This is a genomic window from Pseudomonas sp. D(2018) (assembly GCF_005502555.1).
GTDB lineage: Bacteria > Pseudomonadota > Gammaproteobacteria > Pseudomonadales > Pseudomonadaceae > Metapseudomonas > Metapseudomonas resinovorans.
The window spans coordinates 1-15,820 of the sequence record NZ_SCOK01000016.1 but is presented as its reverse complement, the minus strand read 5'-3'; the positions used below and the strand labels follow the sequence as shown (position 1 = coordinate 15,820).

The window sequence follows — 15,820 nt, the reverse complement described above, 5'->3', positions numbered from 1 at the left end:
GGCTCGGAAGCCTTCTGTATCAGGCTTCTCGGCTCGGGAACTCACGGCACCGGGCAGGCTGATTCCCGGGTGCATTCCAGAGCGCGCGGGATTCTAGCAGCTTGTGCGGTTCAGGGGTTAGATGCGTGACTTCAATGTATATAACAGCTCCAGCGCCTGGCGGGGTGTCAGATCATCCGGCTTGATCTTCGCCAATTCGTCCAGCACCGGGTGAGGCAGGCTGGCGAAGAGGTCACTCTGCATGGGGGCACCCGGTTGGCCGGGGCTCTGGCGTGGGGTTTCATGGGGCAGGCTGGTAGTTTCCAGTCGCGCCAGATGTTCGCGAGCACGCTGGATCACATCGCCAGGCACTCCCGCCAGTTGCGCCACCGCCAAGCCGTAGCTTTGGCTCGCCGGACCGGGCAGCACGTGGTGCAAGAAGACGATGCGCTCGTTGTGCTCGGTGGCGTTCAGGTGGACGTTGGCCACTACCGACTCGCTTTCCGGCAGTACGGTCAGTTCGAAGTAGTGGGTGGCAAACAGCGTGAAGGCGCGCAGGCGGGCCAGGTGTTCAGCCGCCGCCCAGGCCAATGACAGGCCGTCGAAGGTGCTGGTGCCGCGGCCCACTTCGTCCATCAGCACCAGGCTGCTGGCGCTGGCGTTGTGCAGGATGTTAGCGGTCTCGCTCATCTCGACCATGAAGGTGGATCGGCCGCCAGCCAAGTCGTCGCTGGAACCGATACGGGTGAAGATACGGTCCACCAGCGATAGCTCGCAGCTGGCCGCCGGCACGAAGCAGCCGATATGGGCTAGCAGGACGATCAGGGCCGTCTGGCGCATGTAGGTTGACTTACCGCCCATGTTCGGGCCGGTGATGATCAGCATGCGGGTGGCATCGTCCAAGTCCAGGTCGTTGGCTACGAAGGGCGTATCCAGCACCTGTTCCACTACCGGGTGGCGGCCCTCGCTGATGCGCATGCAGGGTTCGTCGACGAAGCGTGGTCGGTTCAGGTTGAGGTTCAGTGCGCGCTCGGAGAAGTTGCTCAGCACGTCCAGCTCGGCGAGGGCTCCGGCCGTATCCTGCAGCGGGGCCAACTGCTCGATCAGCAGTTCGAGCAGTTCATCGTAGAGCATCTTTTCCCGTGCCAGGGCCCGGCTCTTGGCTGACAGTGCCTTGTCTTCGAAGGCCTTCAGCTCCGGGGTGATGAAGCGCTCGGCTCCCTTCAGCGTCTGGCGGCGGATATAGTCCGCCGGGGCCTGCTCGGCCTGCACGCGTGGCAACTCGATGTAGTAGCCGTGGATGCGGTTGTAGCCGACCTTCAGGTTGGGCAGGCCGGTGCGGGCCTTTTCCCGAGCTTCCAGGTCCATCAGGTATTGGCCGGCGTTTTCGCTCAGTGCCTGCAGTTCGTCCAGCTCGGCGTCGTAGCCGGTCTTGATCACGCCACCGTCGCGAATGACCGCCGGCGGATTGTCGATGATGGCGCGGGCCAGCAGGTCGGCCAGTTCGGGATAGGTACGGATGCTGCCGGCCAGGTCCTGCAGGTGTGGCGCTTCCAGTTCGGTCATGGCGCCTTGCAGTTGCGGCAGGGCGGCCAGGGCATCGCGCAGGCGCGCGAGGTCACGGGGACGCGCATTGCGCAGGCCGATGCGAGCGAGGATGCGCTCGACGTCGCCAATTTCCTTCAGCTGCGGTTGCAGGTTTTCGAAGCGATAGCGATCCAGCAGGCAGTCGATGGCATCCTGACGGGCCTCCAGCACGCCGCGGTCGCGCAACGGGCGGTTCAGCCAGCGGCTCAGGAGGCGGCTGCCCATTGCGGTCTGGCAACGGTCGATCACCGACTGCAGGGTATTGTCGCGGCCACCGGAAAGGTTGACGTCCAACTCCAGGTTGCGGCGGCTGGCAGCATCGAGGATCACGGTATCGTCGATGCGCTCATGGCGAAGGCTGCGCAAGTGGGGCAGGGCGGTGCGCTGGGTTTCTTTGGCATAGGCCAGCAGGCAGCCGGCGGAGCCGATGGCCAGGGTCAGGGTTTCGCAGCCGAAGCCTTTGAGGTCCTGAACGCCGAACTGCTGGCAGAGGCTCTTTTTCGCTGAGTCGCGGTCGAAATCCCACGGCGCGCGACGGCGGACCCCTCGACGTTTTTCGGCCGGGAGCCCTTGGGGCCAATCGTCCGGGATCAGCAGTTCGGCGGGATTGAGGCGTTCCAGTTCTGCCAGGAGGTTCTCCCAGCCCTTGATTTCCTGAACGCTGAAACGGCCGCTGGTGATATCCAGCACCGCCACGCCGAACAGGCGTTCATCGCCCACTACGGCAGTCAGCAGGTTGTCGCGGCGTTCGTCCAGCAGCGCTTCGTCGCTGATGGTGCCAGGGGTGATGATGCGGACAACCTGGCGCTCCACCGGTCCTTTGCTGGTGGCCGGATCGCCGATCTGCTCGCAGATCACCACGGATTCGCCAAGCTTGACCAGCTTGGCCAGATAGCCCTCCACCGAGTGGAAAGGGATGCCCGCCATGGGGATGGACTTGCCGGCCGATTGGCCGCGCGCAGTCAGGGTGATGTCGAGAAGCTTGGCAGCCTTCTTGGCGTCCTCGTAGAAGATCTCGTAGAAGTCGCCCATGCGATAGAACATCAGCTGGTTCGGGTGCTGGTTTTTCAGCTTCCAGTACTGCTGCATCATCGGGGTGTGTTCGCTGAGATCAGAAATATCTATTGCCATCAGTCACTTAGAATGATTGGTTGAAAATTATGGGGCAAAATTGGGGCTTTGTGGACCTCGCCTGACCTTGTGTCCCTTTGTAGGCGAACAGCCGGTCCGGGGCGTTGCAAGCCTGCTGCCAGTTTGCTGCTGATGCTCGTTGCAAGGTTATCACGGTCGGTTACGTCATATTCGAGCTGTTTAGCTCATTGATTTCTGGTGTAACGTCGGTCTATCCGATCATGGCTATGGTCTCAAGGAGCTTGACCTATGCGCAGCATGTTTCCTGGCTACTTTGCTAGTGAGTCCGTGGACTTTTCTACTCTGTGGGATGAGTGTTTATTTGTGCTGGATGCAAATATTCTGCTCAATTTATATCGGTACTCTGATGCGACTAGGTCGGCGCTGGTAGATGTCCTTGAGGCGTATGGGGATCGGCTGTGGGTGCCGAATAGAGCAGCAGAGGAGTTCTTGAATAACCGTCTCGATGTCATTGATCAGCAGAAGAAGAAGTATGATTCGACCATTTCTGATGTGGAGAGACTTCGGCGTGAGCTTGATAATTCAAGGCAGCATCCATTTGTAAGTATGGAGGTTTTGTCTCAATGCTATGCGGCATTCGATGCGCTTGTTGGAGAGCTGTCGATTAATAGGGAGGTACATTCGGAAAGGGTTGTTGACGATGATATTAAAAGTTTAATTGTTAAATTGCTAGATGGTAAGGTTGGGGAGCCGTACGAGAAATCAGTGCTTGAGCAGATTTTGGAGGAGGGGGCTGCGAGGTATAAACAAAAAATTCCACCAGGCTATTCCGATTTCAAGGTGAAATCTGGAGATGCGGAGGTTTTTTCTGAGCGCTGTAGGCCCTTTGGAGATCTAATTGTTTGGAAGCAAATTATTGGTAAGGCAAAGGCGGAGTCACGGGCGGTCGTGCTGATTACTGATGATGGTAAGGAGGACTGGTGGCAGCGTTTTCAAGGGAAAACTATTGGGCCTAGGCCTGAGCTGATGGAAGAATTCGCACGGGAGGTTGGTCGTGATTTTTATATGTATCATCCTGATAGATTTTTGACTCTCGCGAATGGTTACTTGAAGCGTGAGGCATCGGTGGATGCAGTCCAAGAGATCGAGGAGGTGCGGTCTCAGAATCTGATGGTTGATTCTTCCGTCCCTTTGGATGAGTCTGGTTGGGTTGGTGGTAATTTTGTTCGGGATTCAAGAGGGTTGGATGAAAAGCTCGCGGAGTTAGAGCGTGCGAGGCGAAGCTTGTGGGTTTCCTTGGCCTTCATGAAGGATAATTATCGTGAGGCGACATCGGAATTAAATTTAAAAGGGCCAGTGGTTGGGTCCGAGGAATACTATTCTCAGTTGGCTGAGCGCGAGTCATTTGCGCATCAGATATCTGCATTAACAAGCGAGCTTGAGCGCGTTGAATCGCTACTTTCTCATTATAGGTATCAATCTAACCTAGAGCCTTGAAGTCGGTAGAGCTTTGAGGTGTTCGGTTTTTCTTGATGTTTTTCCAGATTCTTTCTAGTTCGAAGGGTGATTCATCATCCATCCATTTCGCGTAGACCTCCACCAGCATGGTGAAGTCCTTGTGGCCCATCTGCTTGGAAATGAAAGCAAGATTTCCTCGAGCCGTAAGGCACCAGCAGGCATAGGTGTGTCGTGTCTGGTAGGGGCGGCGCGGACGGATCTCGGCGCGCTTCTGGATAGCCGCCCACTTAGTATTCCAAGCGGTCGGGACAAACCAGTGATTGACCTGCTTCTTGCGGGCCAGCGTGCCGGGCGTGAGCAGGGGCGTGATGGCCACGGTGCGACTTTCGTGGCGGGTCAGGTGGACCGTTACGGCCAGTGGCTTACGGCCGGTGGCCCATTGCAACAGGGTGCGGCAGGCCTCCAGCGCTGGCGGGAGCAGCATCACCGTCCTCGGCTTGCCGGTTTTCGGTAGTTTGAATGTCCCGCGGCTTGTTATGGCGCGCTGTATCTGAAGCGTGCCGGAATCGAGGTTGATGTCTTCGCAGGCCAAGGCGCAGAGCTCGCCGGGGCGCAGGCCCGTGTACACCGCCAAAGTGATCGCGGCGCTGTCTACCCGGTGCAGGCAGCCCTTGGTGATCAGCGAATCGAATTCCTCCTGCGTCAGCGGGTCCGGCTCACGGTCGCTCATCTCGAACCGGGTGCAGGCGGCAGCCAGGCCCGGCCGGCTGTACCCGTTGCTCTCGCACCAGGCGAGAAAGCCCGCCAGGGCCGCCAGGTAGTGATTGACGGTGGAGGTAGCCCGCTCTTCGATCAGGTCGACCCGAAGCTTTTGGATGTCCTCGGGCAACAGAACGCTGGCCAGCCGATCCGGGCCCAGCAGATCCAGGCAAACATTCATTGCGGTGGCGTAGCGGCTTTCGGTGTCCGGGGTAATGTCCACTGCCTTCAGCGCCTGGTACCGCTCGGCCAGGGCCTTTAGCCGCTCGTTGCGGGTATTGCTGAAGTTGGCAGCGTGTTTCGACTCGGGGAAGTGCCGGGCGTAGTCGAAAGTCCCCATCTTGATGTCGTGGAGCACAGCCGCGCGCAGTTGGGCGGCGTGTCGGATGTTAGCTTTGGTGACCGGCAGGCCCAGAGTCTCCCGGCAGCGCATGCGGCGCCACATGAAAGTGATGCGAAGGCTGTTGCCGTGGATCTCGACGCCCTTGTGCTTGGCGAGTTCCGTCTGTAGTGGATTACTCAATTGGATTTATCCCTCATCGCTGAGTCCAGTAGGTCCAGCAGGTGGTCTTCCATGTTCTCGATTTCAGTCTTCAAGACCGAGCACAGGATTGGGTGCCGGGGATCATTGGAAGGTAAGAGCTGAATGGCATGTGCCAATGATTCCAGCCTGGCGGTGTGCTGCTTTAACTGCTGTTGGATATGGGGAACGTGCGGCATGTGCGGTCCTTTTTTTTCACTGCTACCTATTCAGTGATAACGGCCGGTGCACCGTTCTAAAGGGGCGCCGCGACCGTTCGTCGGATTAACAGCCTGCACTCTTTTTGAAATATGCAACCCCTGGAGCGGCCATTGCTGGAGGGGTTGCATTCTTGGGGCTCGTGGTACGGTGTCAGGCCGCCGCTTCTTGCGGTGAGCTGTCCACCCATTTGTCCACCTCTTCCAGGTTGATGAATACGCGGTTGTCGCGTGCCTTCTTCCAGATCCGGCCCTGTGCCCAGGTACCGTTCTTTACCTTGTGCCGGATGGCGTCTTCGCTGTAGCCGGTCAGCTCCGCGGCGCGCTTGATCAGGACCCAACGTGGTGTGCTCATGATTGGCGGCTCCTGTTCATGCGGCTTGTGAGGATGCCGGCCAGGCGCTGACGGCGTCGAAGATGCGGTCGGCCTGGGCCTCTTCCAGCGACACCGGGCCGGGGATCGCGATCCAGGCCATGCCTTGCAGGTGCTTGGGGTTGCAGCCGTCTCGCAGTTCGACGCTGTAGGTCTCAATGACCTGCTCAAGGTCTTTGGCGAGGTAGACACCTTGCGGCGTCACCTCGACCGCCTTCATGTAGCGCTTGCCCTCGTGGTCGCGGCAGAGCGCGGCCAAGTAGATGCACCAGTGGTGCGGGATATCGCATACCGCGTCGACGATGGCGGTGCGGCCCTTCGAGGTGATCAGGGCCGCCTTCTTCCAGTTGATCAGCGTCTGGACGCCGCTGCCCTCGGCATCGACCACCGCCACGTGGTTGCTGCTCAGCATTGCCTTGAAGTAGGCGTGAAGCCGGGCGCGGTGGTTGTATGGCTTGCGCTTGCTCATGCTGCCACCTCACTGCCTACTTGTTGCGAGATAGGCGAATGCTGCTGCTGCCACTCTCGGAACTTGTCCATTTCCAAGGGCTGTAAGTCGGTCCACCCGGGCGGCCAGCCCATGACCCACTCGACGAAAATAGGGTTCAGGCGGCCACGCAGGCCATCTCGCTCCACCCAATAATCCAAGCGATTGCGCAGCCTCGTTTTGCCATTCACCCGGGTGAGTGATTTCTTCGATGATCCTTTCACCATGGCGACGGAGGGGGTGGGGAACAGCTCTCCCGACCAGCCAGATTCGATCGCGGGCATGGGGGGCTCCGAGGTGCCTGGCTCCCATAACACACCAGTGAGCGTCATACCCCATGTCGGCAAGATCACCGAGGACCACGGCAAGTCCTCGTCCCACAAGCAGCGGTGAGTTCTCCAGGTCGACCTCGTAGGGTCGTACTTCGTCGATGATTCGTGCCATTTGTTTCCAGAGCCCTGAGCGCGGCCCAAGGATTCCACCACCTGGGCCTGCGGCGGAGATGTCCTGGCACGGAAAGCCGCCAGATATGACGTCAACAATTCCTCTCCACGGTCTGCCGTCAAAACTGCACACGTCAGACCAAATTGGGAAAGCTGGGAGGGCTCCATCGTTTTGTCGCTGCGCCAGAATTTGTGCGGCGTAGGCATTACGCTCAACGGCACAGATGGTCCGATAGCCGAGGAGTTGGCCGGCGAGAATTCCTCCACCACCGCCCGCGAAAAGAGCCAGCTCATTCACGGTACCCTCCGCTATTACTTGAGTACGGGAGTGCTGCGCCGAGTTCTATGAGGCTTCGACTGAATGCGAGGGCAAATTTGTGGGCATTAGCTTTAGCTGGATGGTGAAGTTTGTGCTTTCGGTCCCCGGGGTGGTTTCGCTGCTTGCCTTGGGATACTTGGTTTATCTTGGCGCGCCGTATTCCGAGGTTGGTGCCGCTTGGGTTCAAGCTGTTGGCTCTGTGCTGGCGATTATTGTTGCAGTTGTGGTCGCAAATCATGAAAGCAAAGCGCGCGCGCGCGAAGCTCGTCAACAGGACCGGGAAACTCTGAAAAAGGTGATCGGGGTCGTTCGATTTGTAACCGAAGCGCAGAGGGGGGTCGGGAACATCTTGATTGAGGGATTCCTTAGGGGAGCTGACACTTCGCACGCATTTGAGATATTGGATGAGTCGGCGAGTTTGCTTGAACAGGTTGAGTTCAAACAGATTTCCGTTGCAGAGGTTGCTCTGGCTTGGCTTGAGTTCAAACGCGCGGCAAAGGACATTATCAGGGTTCAAAGGCGCTTGGTGAGTGGGACCGATCTCACGCACCATGATCTTCAGCTGGTGACCAAGGGCATGGGCGTACTTCTGGATGTGGTGGGGCGCCTCATCCGTCACTATGAGGAGGCCCACATTCCATTGGAATGAAAACAGAAGTTGTTGGCTCCCCCCGAATAGCCATTTGGTGCAGTCAAGAAATGCAATCGCCAAGTCATTCCTTGCATCGTCGACGTTACCCATGATCATGCTGCGGCCTCCATGTTGATGTGTTCTGCCGGGTGGGCTTGTGCCTCCAGGGCAGACTTCAACCGGTCGTGCATGTTGCGCATGCTGACTGCTTGGCGAGCCGACTCGGCCTGCTTATCCAGCGCTTGTAGGCCGGCAAAGGTGTCGCGGGCCAGTTCCAGGCTTCTCACGGCGGCGGCCAGCGTGGCCAGGTCTTGGTCGTTGAATGGATTGGAGCGACGCGCGTATTCAGCGATGCGTTGGTCTGCGTCTTGGATGAGCTGGTCGCGCTCGAGGCGGTGGCCGGTCTTGTCCGCTTCGCGCTTGCGGGCCAGTTCGACGAGGTCAATGTTGAGCAGGTGGATGCGTTCGGCGTTGGCTTCGCGGGCGATCTTGTGGCCTTCGTCGTAGCCATTGGCCCGGGCGGTGGCAGCCATGCGAGTGGCGATCAGGGGCCAGGCGAATAGGGTGATGACCAGTGCGGCGGCCAACAGTTGGATGATGGTTGCTTCTTGCATGTGCTGTGTCCTCGTAGGTGCCCGCCGCCGGGAATAGCTGTCAGAGTCCGGCAGCGGGGCTTGAACGGTGGCTTACTTGCCGAGGTTGAAGGTGCCGATGGTCAGCGGTACCAGGCCGCCTACCTGTTGCTCGAGCACGTCCTTGAACTCCTTGGCGAACTCTTCGCGTTGGGCTTCTTCACCCACCCAGCGGAGTTTCAGCAGGGGTTCGTCGCGGCCGGTGATGACGGACAGGCGCAGGGTGATGCTGGCTGCGCTTAGGCCATCGAAGGGCGCGGTGGTGAACACGAAGGTGGTGGGCAGGGTGTCCAGGCTGCGGGCTTCGATCTCGTCCATCGCGCTGCGGCTAGCGGCGAAGTCACCCACCACGCTGTCGCGCTGGCTGGAAGCCTTGATACTCATGCGGCGCACGGCGTTTATCGCCGCCGGCATGCCGATGGAGTCGTCACCGGCGCTGGCCACCAGGTGCGGCATCCAGTCTTCCAGCCATTCGGCCAGGGCCTGCTGCGACAGCCCGCGTCCGAGGATTGCCAGCAGGCCGGCGTAGGCGGCGGTCTGCTTCAGCGTCAGGGTGGCGGAGTCGTCGCCGTGGCCAGGTACCTTGTCATTGCCCAGGTTGAAGATGATGGCGGCGCTCATCTGGTCCTGGTCGACGAAGCCGGCCGGGCGCTGAGTCTCGGTGGTGTGAGCCGACACATACTTGGTGAAGTCCGTGATGGAGTGTGTGGTCAGCGCACCTCGAAAGCGATTGCGTCCGGGCTGGAACGGTTCCAGGTTGTTCAGCTTCACCGCCTCCGGTAGCACGGCCAGGGTGGCGCCGTCGGCGATGGTGATCTGCTGGCCTGCTGCGGCGAGGGCGTTGGCGAGGATCAGTTGCAGGGTGTCTTTTTGCAGCATGGTTCAGTTCCTTGTGATGTCAGAGATTGGGTGGAACAGGGATCAGGTGCGGGCGTGGACCGGCGCATCCCTCTCGGTGAAGAGTTGCGCCGTGGGATTGGTCAGGAACAGCTGGAGGCCTTCTGCCGTCACGTAAAGCGGGGTGTCCAGGGTGGTGTCCTCGCGCTTCTTGCCTCGCTTGGTCGGCTGCACGTAGTCCAGGGTGTGGGTCACGGCTACCTGCTGGCTCTGGGCGATCTGCTTGAGCTTGAAAGTCAGGGTCACCTGGCCCTGCTTGCCGAACTCGACAACGCCCAAGGCGACGTCGGAGAGGGCCTTGCCGACCTGCTGGGCGAACACGCCCGCGTTGAGTGAGTTGATGAACTCGGCGGTATCAGTGGCTTTCATGTGCTGTGCCTCGTGGTTGTGGATCGTCAGAGAGTTGCCCGGAGCGGTCGGGCGCCGGTTACGCCGCCTTCTCGGATTGCTTGTCGAGGAAGTCGGCCAGGTCCTTCAGGCGCACCCACCAGCATGCGAGCCTGGACTCGCTGTGCTGGTAGGCCGCCAGGTCCACCTTCTGCTGGCGGATGAGCTTGCGCAGGTGCTTGTCGGTCTTGATGTGCGGGAAGTAGTGCTCCCTGACCTGGGTGAGCGTCAGGCTGCTGGCTTTCCACTGCTGCATCAGTTGGCTGAGGGTGTCGCTCATCCATGGGTCTCCCCGCGCCCCTTCCTTGGGAGCTGGGCTGAAATGAGCTCGACGAGACTGTCGACACTCTTGCCCAGCTGGCGGGCGACCACGTTGTCGTTGGCGTCGGTGATCACGGCGCCGTAGGGGCGCAGTGGGTCCTGGGTGAGCGTGACGTAGGGCAGGTAGCCTGGCGGGGTGCGCTCCACCAACCGGGCGTACAGCAGAGCCAGGTGGTGGGCGGCCGGGGCGACTTGCTGCTGCAGGCGCTCGATGGCCTCAGTGCTGGCGTCCCGCACCAGCTTCTGGTTGATGACGGTGGGGTGGTCGATGTGCAGGCCGACGAGCTTGAGCACGCCCACGGCGTGGTCGACGGCGGTTGGTCGTGGCTGGCTCATGCCGCTGCGTCCTTGTCCTTGGTGATGGTGATCTCGATGCCGAGACGCTTGGCCAGCCAGGCGATACCCGCCTCGGTGACCATCAGTACGGCGTAGTGCTGGTAGCTCTTGGTGGCCTCAACCCAGCGGGAACGCGGGTCCATGAACAGGTTCCCGCCGCCGATGTGCTTGGCGGCGAGGCTGCCGTCACGGTTCAGCGCCTTGGAGTCGCGCAGGTGGTTGCGCAGGTCGCGCTCGCGCACCCCCAGCACCTGGGCAGCTTCTCGGATGGTCCGGTTCATGGCCGTGGCCTCAGGCTGCCTGCTGGATGGCGCGGTGGTGCAGCCGGGTGATCAGGGCATCGAGCTTGTCGTACAGCTCGGACAGGCTGCCGTCGTTGTGGATAACCAGGTCGTCCGGTGCGATGGCGAGCCCGTTCTCGGAGCTGTGGCCGGCCACCTGCTGGGCGTCGGGGCGCTGGAGGTGGACGATGATGCCGCCCTTGCTGCGCAGCCAGTCGGCCTCGTTCTCGAAACGCACGTCGCGGATCACCACGCCCTTCATATCCTGGTGATGCTCAGCCAGCAGTTGCAGGTTTTGCTCGGCCAGCAGCAGCCAGAGCTGCGGGTGGACCCGGTCGCGCCCCCACTCGGTGCCGAGCAACTGCATCAATTCACGCGGTGACTTGCCGATGCCGGGCAGCGCCAGCTCCTTGAGGTCGCCCTCCAGGTGGGCTTGGGTCAGGTGGAAGAGCTCGGCCAGGACCTGCTTCAGCGGCTCCGCGAAGGCGTAGCTGAGCAGGGAGAGGTGGACGGCCAGGTAACGGGCCACGGTGTCTTTGCCGGAACGGGCGCGGCCATGCAGGCCGATGATCAGTTGGTTCATGCGGATTGCTCCTGCGCGATGGTCGGGGTGGGGCGATGGGTGTAGGGAAACTTTTTCTCGCGCAGTTCGTGGCTGCGAAAGTTGGAGGCGTTCAGATTCAGCTCGCAGAGGCGGTCCCGTTCCTGCTCGGTAATGGCGTTGAGCGAGCGGGCAGACGAGACCATGCCCAGTACGATGTAGAAGGCGTTGCTGGAGGCGGAATCGAAACGCGAAGTACGGCACTCGCGGAGGTAGTAACTCAGCGTCGACCGCCAGCCGGCCTGGATAGCTTCGGGGATGGTGGCGTTCATGCCGCATCGCCCCCGAACGGGCCGGTACCGGAGGTGCGGTTGCGGCGCTGCTGAGTGCCAATGAAGGGCAGGCCAGCGTCACGCGCTTGGCGGCGGATCTCGAAGATCAAGCTGGGGTTGGTGGCTGCCGGGTGCAGGTGGACCTGGCAACGGGTGGAGCTGTGCTGTGTCGTTTGCATCGTCGCGTACTCCAGGGGTCAGAGGTGGGTACGCGTCCAGATTACAAGAAAACACGTTAAATACAACAGCATTTTTTGTTTGTTCTTTTTGTAGGGCAACAAAAAAGCCCGCATTAGCGGGCTTGTTGGCTTGTTGGCTGGCCTAGCGGAGCACCGAATACCAGAACACCCGTCCGATGATCTGAATCTCTTGGGCTGCAATATCAGCCTGGCTGTACTCCTCATCTGGATGCTCTTCGCGGTTGTAGCTACGCATCCTGATACCTCCTGTTGGCAGCCTGTAAAGCAGCTTCACGCGCAAGTGGCCGTTGTGGCTGAGAGCGTAGATATCGCCGTCCTTAATGGAGGTGTTAGCTCTGTCCACGCCAGCGGTGCTTCCATGTGGCAGCACGGGTTCCATGCTGTTGCCGTACACCGAAACACATACGGCGCTCTCCGGCTGCACGCCCAGGCGTCGCAGTGTGTACTTTCCGAATCGCAGCTTTGCGCCGCTGGATTCTCGAATTGCGGTGCGGCCTGATCCCGCCGCCAGCTCTACTTCCTTGAGCAAGGGAACCTCTACTTCATCGTCTTCCAGAGGTGTGCTGTCATCCCAAACGGAGACCGGGCCCAGCATTGCAGCCTCGGTGTCTCTGTCGGGATTTTCTTGCGGTTCAAGTGTGCCGCCGGTTATTCGCATGTACTCAGGCAGCACGCCTAGCACGGTGGCGATTGCGAGACCGAAGCGCGATGTCTGCGACTTTCCTTTCTCCAAGGCGGCATACGACTGCTGAGTGAGCTTTTCGCCAGCAGGTAATCGCTTCGTGGTCAGATCGGCGACTTCGGCCTGAGTGAGCTTTAGCTCCTCGCGCTTCTGTTTGAAGAGCAGGGCTGCGGGGCTGGGGGTGTAATCGAGATTGATCATGCAGGGAGGCTACAAAATCCTTTGTTAACCTTCAAACGCATAAATTTGTTGAGTGTCTACAAAAAAGCACGTAAATTGATGGCGAGCACGTTGAGTTGAGGTTCCTATGAACATCTCCGATCAAAAGCGGGAGGCGTTCGCGAAGGCGATTCAGGAAGCAGGCGGACAGACTGCCTTTGCGCAACTGGTATCGACCCCCGAGCGGCCTATCTCCCAGCAGTTGGTTTCCTACTGGCTAAAGAAGGGGGAGCTACCTGCGGAGTTCGTGCTGCGAGTGGAAATGCTTTGCGGTGTTCCGCGCGAAGAACTCCGGCCAGATGTGTTCTGTATGCCTGAAGGACTTCAGTCTCCTCACGCTGCTTGAAGTTGCCGGCGCGGGACTCTGACCTCCCGCGCCGGCGGGGTGCCTGGCAAGGACTCTGACCTCCTTGCTTCGGCTTACGACGACACAGCACATGCATCGGTCGTGGTCATAGAGTAGGGCGCGTCCCGCTCGATGGCTACACCGTAAAGGGGGCTTTTACGGTTATGAGCCGCGTTGACCTTTTGCCGGACTCGGGTCCGGTATTTTCTCTCCGCCAGGCGTTGTATCGCGCCGGGCGCGACTATCACGGCGGGATCACCGCCCTGGCCCATGACCTGGTCATGGATCTCGACACCCTGCAGAAGAAGCTGAAGCTCGACGAGGAGCGCCGCTGGCCGACGCCCGACGAGCTGGAAGAGATCATTGGTGCCACCAAGGATGCACGTCTGTTGGACGCGCTGAATCGTCCGGCTGGGGCGGTGTGGTACCGGCCAGAACCTGTGAGCGCGACGCCCGATGCTCTGAAGGCCGTGGGCGAGCTGCTGGTGAAGGAGGGCATGTTCGTTCGCAGCTTGCACGAGGGCGCTGACGACAACCGCTGGCAGGCCTACGAGGTGGCAGAGCTGGAGTTCCACGGGAATGAGGTGATCCGTGCCGTGCTCGGCATCATGGCCGGCGCCCGCGCCGCGATGGAGGGTCGCAAGCATGGATGAGCGCTTTATCGAGCTGGCGGAGGCTGCTCAGGCCGAGGCCCTGCAACGGGCCATCGACAATCGGGTTCGGTATCAGGGCGAGAGCGCCGAGGACTGCGACTCGTGTGGGGCTGAGATTCCCGAAGCCCGGCGCCTTGCGGTGCCGGGTTGTCGTTTCTGTGTGGAGTGCCAGGGGAATCTAGAGGGTCGGCACATCACTTTTGGCGGCGGCGGAAGCGCCAGAAAGAGGGGCGAGAATGAATCTCGCTAATCAGATCGAAATGTCGGCCTTCCCATTTGTTGAGAAGCATCTCAAACGTCTCGAACAAGTCGTCGAAAAACCGAATGGAAAGGCTGATGGGGCGGATGGGCTCCTTCTGATCCGTCCCTACCATGTCGTCCGCAATTTGGACGAGGTGATGACACATACCTTTCAGCTCTACCGCATCTATTACCAGTTGAGTGCCTGGCAGATCGTGCATGGGGAACCCATCGAGACCATGGAAGGCAAGTGTTATGGCCTGTTCGTCATAGGGCTTAGCGATGAGTGGTTTAGTCGCATCATCTGCAATCTTGCGCGCTGTCCGCATTTGATCCCGAATGATGAGCGCCCCTGCGAGAATGAAACCAACCTGATGGCGGAGGCGCTCTCGTTTTTCGTGTATCTCTTTCTTATTTGCTTGCCTTTGCTGAGCGATGGGATAGCCCACCGCTACAGCGAGTGCCAGCAGTGCACCCGCCGTTTGTACCCAGGCTGCTGTGCCTTGATGGGCCTCGAACCATTGGACCAGTTCCATTGCGGTAAAACTCCTCTCGCCGCTAAAACGGAAATGATCGTGTTTTCGTTCTTGAGCACGCAAGGTCTTCAGTTGCGAGGGAGATCAGCATGACCCAGGCAGGGAACGCCACCCCAATTGCCGCCTGGGCGCGGCGCTACATCAAAACCTTCAACCTCGCTCTGGTCCCCATCGAACCGGGCGAGAAGGCCCCCAAGGGCAACGGCTGGAACCAGCCCGGCGGCTACTTCGTCGATGCCGACCAGGCCGAAGCGTTCTGGCAGAAGCACCCCAAGCACAACATAGGCGTGGTCCATGGGCCCAGCCGCTTGTGTTCGCTGGATGTGGACCATGTGGAGTACAGCCGTCAGGTGCTGCGCGATGTGCTGGACCTGGACGTGGACAGCATGGCGGTGGACTACCCCACGGTGGTGGGTAACCCGGCGCGGTTCCGGGTGATGTTCCGCCTGCCCGAGGGCGCTGACTTCAGCCGGCACTCGCTGAGCTGGCCGCACCCGGATGACCCGGACGGCAGCAAGTTCAAGCTGGCCATGGCGGCCGCCAAGCGTGCGAAGGAGACCGGCGATACCGCGCTGGAAACCGAGATGCGGGCGAAGGCCAAGGGGCTGTCGCCCATCACGGTGTTCGAGCTGCGCGCGGGCCTGGTGCAGGACGTGTTGCCGCCCTCGATCCACCCGGACACGGGCCAGCCTTATCACTGGCGCACGGCGCCCTCGACCGATGGCCTGCCGGAGTTGCCCCGCGACCTGGTGAACATCTGGCGCAACTGGGATGTGTTCAAGCGCATGGCGCTGGAGGCCTGCCCCTGGGCGCCGAAGGCGAAACCGCCGGTGAAGACCAAGCCCAAGCGCCCCTCTGCGTCGGCCGGTGACAAGCCGTCGGTGATCGATGCGTACAACCAGGCCTACGACGCCGAGTCGCTGCTGAAGGCCCACGGCTATGTGCGGCGCGGGAAGAAGTGGCTGTGCCCGCAGAGCACCACGGGCTTGCCCGGGGTGACTGTGAGCGAAGAGGGCAAGGTGTACTCGCACCACGGCTCCGACCCGCTGGCCAATGGGCATATGAATGACCCGTTCGATGTGTTCTGCATCCTCGTGCATGGTGGCGACCAGGGCGCCGCGGTGAAGGCCGCGGCGAAGCTGTTGGGCCTGGAGGTGAAGCGTTCGCCCAGGGCGCCCAGCCCGCCGCCGGAGGGCGAGGTGCGTGCGCCTGTGCCACCGGCCCGTGACTATTCGCTGGATGAGGTCGAGCAGCTGATCGACGCCGCCGCGCAGCAGGACCTTCCCCCGGCCCCATCCGCCGATGACTCCGGCGCAGAGCACGGCCGCTCCGAAAACGGGGGGGCGGGGGA

General features: G+C 60.6%; 23 protein-coding genes and 1 pseudogene. 7 read left to right on the top strand and 17 right to left on the bottom strand.

Going from position 1 to position 15,820, the window contains the following annotated elements; genetic code table 11:
* Window positions 1-117: 117 nt before the first annotated feature.
* Window positions 118-2,685, bottom strand: a complete 2,568-nt coding sequence (gene mutS, locus FFS60_RS12585; RefSeq protein ID WP_137822192.1) for a DNA mismatch repair protein MutS — start codon at window positions 2,683-2,685, stop codon at window positions 118-120.
* A gap of 261 nt (window positions 2,686-2,946) precedes the next feature.
* On the opposite strand from mutS, the gene FFS60_RS12580 reads away from it, so the two are divergent.
* Window positions 2,947-4,155 (top strand): PIN-like domain-containing protein, encoded by a 1,209-nt coding sequence (locus tag FFS60_RS12580; protein WP_137822155.1) that lies wholly within the window; start codon window positions 2,947-2,949, stop codon window positions 4,153-4,155.
* Here FFS60_RS12580 and FFS60_RS12575 read toward each other — a convergent pair.
* The 6 genes and pseudogenes from FFS60_RS12575 to FFS60_RS29040 all read right to left on the bottom strand — a co-directional run.
* Complete coding sequence (locus FFS60_RS12575; protein ID WP_256658078.1) at window positions 4,139-5,404, bottom strand: site-specific integrase; 1,266 nt, start codon at window positions 5,402-5,404, stop codon at window positions 4,139-4,141. The two genes, FFS60_RS12580 and FFS60_RS12575, sit on opposite strands and share 17 nt — an antisense overlap.
* Window positions 5,395-5,595, bottom strand: a complete 201-nt coding sequence (locus tag FFS60_RS12570) for a hypothetical protein (protein ID WP_028627478.1) — start codon at window positions 5,593-5,595, stop codon at window positions 5,395-5,397. Before FFS60_RS12570 ends, FFS60_RS12575 begins: the two co-directional genes overlap by 10 nt.
* Window positions 5,596-5,767: 172 nt before the next feature.
* Window positions 5,768-5,968: an excisionase gene (locus tag FFS60_RS12565; RefSeq protein ID WP_028627479.1), complete on the bottom strand. Its 201-nt coding sequence runs from the start codon at window positions 5,966-5,968 to the stop codon at window positions 5,768-5,770.
* 16 nt (window positions 5,969-5,984) lie between these two features.
* The gene (locus tag FFS60_RS12560) at window positions 5,985-6,455 is read right to left on the bottom strand and encodes a hypothetical protein (protein WP_137822153.1); all 471 of its coding nucleotides are present in this window, start codon (window positions 6,453-6,455) and stop codon (window positions 5,985-5,987) included.
* A complete protein-coding gene (locus FFS60_RS29045; RefSeq protein WP_256658079.1) occupies window positions 6,452-6,757 on the bottom strand; it encodes a hypothetical protein in 306 nt (101 codons plus the stop codon). The genes FFS60_RS12560 and FFS60_RS29045 overlap by 4 nt, the downstream gene beginning before the upstream one ends.
* 22 nt (window positions 6,758-6,779) lie before the next feature.
* Window positions 6,780-7,214 (bottom strand): annotated as a pseudogene (locus FFS60_RS29040) (DNA cytosine methyltransferase); the annotation flags it as partial.
* Window positions 7,215-7,293: 79 nt separating this feature from the next.
* On the opposite strand from FFS60_RS29040, the gene FFS60_RS12550 reads away from it, so the two are divergent.
* On the top strand, window positions 7,294-7,884 hold the full coding sequence (locus FFS60_RS12550; protein ID WP_137822151.1) for a hypothetical protein: 591 nt from the start codon (window positions 7,294-7,296) through the stop codon (window positions 7,882-7,884).
* 95 nt (window positions 7,885-7,979) lie between these two features.
* On the opposite strand, the gene FFS60_RS12545 is transcribed toward FFS60_RS12550, so the two are convergent.
* The 10 genes from FFS60_RS12545 to FFS60_RS12500 all read right to left on the bottom strand — a co-directional run bounded on the left by FFS60_RS12545 (window position 7,980) and on the right by FFS60_RS12500 (window position 12,676).
* Window positions 7,980-8,480, bottom strand: coding sequence for a hypothetical protein (locus FFS60_RS12545; protein ID WP_028627484.1), 501 nt, complete (start codon window positions 8,478-8,480; stop codon window positions 7,980-7,982).
* Window positions 8,481-8,552: 72 nt separating this feature from the next.
* On the bottom strand, window positions 8,553-9,377 hold the full coding sequence (locus FFS60_RS12540; protein ID WP_137822150.1) for a DUF2303 family protein: 825 nt from the start codon (window positions 9,375-9,377) through the stop codon (window positions 8,553-8,555).
* Between the two features lie 42 nt (window positions 9,378-9,419).
* Window positions 9,420-9,764 (bottom strand): hypothetical protein, encoded by a 345-nt coding sequence (locus FFS60_RS12535; RefSeq protein WP_028627486.1) that lies wholly within the window; start codon window positions 9,762-9,764, stop codon window positions 9,420-9,422.
* Between the two features lie 58 nt (window positions 9,765-9,822).
* Window positions 9,823-10,062, bottom strand: a complete 240-nt coding sequence (locus FFS60_RS12530) for a pyocin activator PrtN family protein (protein ID WP_028627487.1) — start codon at window positions 10,060-10,062, stop codon at window positions 9,823-9,825.
* Window positions 10,059-10,439, bottom strand: a complete 381-nt coding sequence (locus FFS60_RS12525; RefSeq protein ID WP_137822149.1) for a hypothetical protein — start codon at window positions 10,437-10,439, stop codon at window positions 10,059-10,061. Before FFS60_RS12525 ends, FFS60_RS12530 begins: the two co-directional genes overlap by 4 nt.
* A complete protein-coding gene (locus FFS60_RS12520; RefSeq protein WP_137822148.1) occupies window positions 10,436-10,720 on the bottom strand; it encodes a hypothetical protein in 285 nt (94 codons plus the stop codon). The genes FFS60_RS12525 and FFS60_RS12520 overlap by 4 nt, the downstream gene beginning before the upstream one ends.
* A 10-nt stretch (window positions 10,721-10,730) precedes the next feature.
* Complete coding sequence (locus tag FFS60_RS12515) at window positions 10,731-11,303, bottom strand: deoxynucleotide monophosphate kinase (RefSeq protein ID WP_137822147.1); 573 nt, start codon at window positions 11,301-11,303, stop codon at window positions 10,731-10,733.
* Window positions 11,300-11,593 carry a hypothetical protein gene (locus tag FFS60_RS12510; RefSeq protein WP_028627491.1) on the bottom strand — a complete coding sequence of 98 codons (294 nt, stop codon included), beginning with the start codon at window positions 11,591-11,593 and terminating at the stop codon, window positions 11,300-11,302. Before FFS60_RS12510 ends, FFS60_RS12515 begins: the two co-directional genes overlap by 4 nt.
* On the bottom strand, window positions 11,590-11,772 hold the full coding sequence (locus FFS60_RS12505; protein ID WP_036997018.1) for a hypothetical protein: 183 nt from the start codon (window positions 11,770-11,772) through the stop codon (window positions 11,590-11,592). The genes FFS60_RS12510 and FFS60_RS12505 overlap by 4 nt, the downstream gene beginning before the upstream one ends.
* 142 nt (window positions 11,773-11,914) lie before the next feature.
* Window positions 11,915-12,676 (bottom strand): S24 family peptidase, encoded by a 762-nt coding sequence (locus FFS60_RS12500; RefSeq protein ID WP_256658077.1) that lies wholly within the window; start codon window positions 12,674-12,676, stop codon window positions 11,915-11,917.
* A gap of 106 nt (window positions 12,677-12,782) precedes the next feature.
* Here FFS60_RS12500 and FFS60_RS12495 point away from each other — a divergent pair, with 106 nt between their 5' ends.
* From FFS60_RS12495 to FFS60_RS12475, 5 genes are all read left to right on the top strand, one after another.
* The gene (locus FFS60_RS12495) at window positions 12,783-13,040 is read left to right on the top strand and encodes a YdaS family helix-turn-helix protein (protein ID WP_137822146.1); all 258 of its coding nucleotides are present in this window, start codon (window positions 12,783-12,785) and stop codon (window positions 13,038-13,040) included.
* A 164-nt stretch (window positions 13,041-13,204) separates the two neighbouring features.
* On the top strand, window positions 13,205-13,693 hold the full coding sequence (locus FFS60_RS12490) for a phage regulatory CII family protein (protein WP_137822145.1): 489 nt from the start codon (window positions 13,205-13,207) through the stop codon (window positions 13,691-13,693).
* Entirely contained in the window at window positions 13,686-13,943 is a 258-nt protein-coding gene (locus FFS60_RS12485) for a TraR/DksA C4-type zinc finger protein (RefSeq protein ID WP_137822144.1), read from the top strand. The genes FFS60_RS12490 and FFS60_RS12485 overlap by 8 nt, the downstream gene beginning before the upstream one ends.
* A complete protein-coding gene (locus FFS60_RS12480) occupies window positions 13,930-14,562 on the top strand; it encodes a hypothetical protein (protein ID WP_137822143.1) in 633 nt (210 codons plus the stop codon). The genes FFS60_RS12485 and FFS60_RS12480 overlap by 14 nt, the downstream gene beginning before the upstream one ends.
* Window positions 14,559-15,820: bifunctional DNA primase/polymerase (locus tag FFS60_RS12475; protein WP_137822142.1), on the top strand; the 1,262-nt coding region annotated here is incomplete at its 3' end. The genes FFS60_RS12480 and FFS60_RS12475, both read left to right, overlap by 4 nt.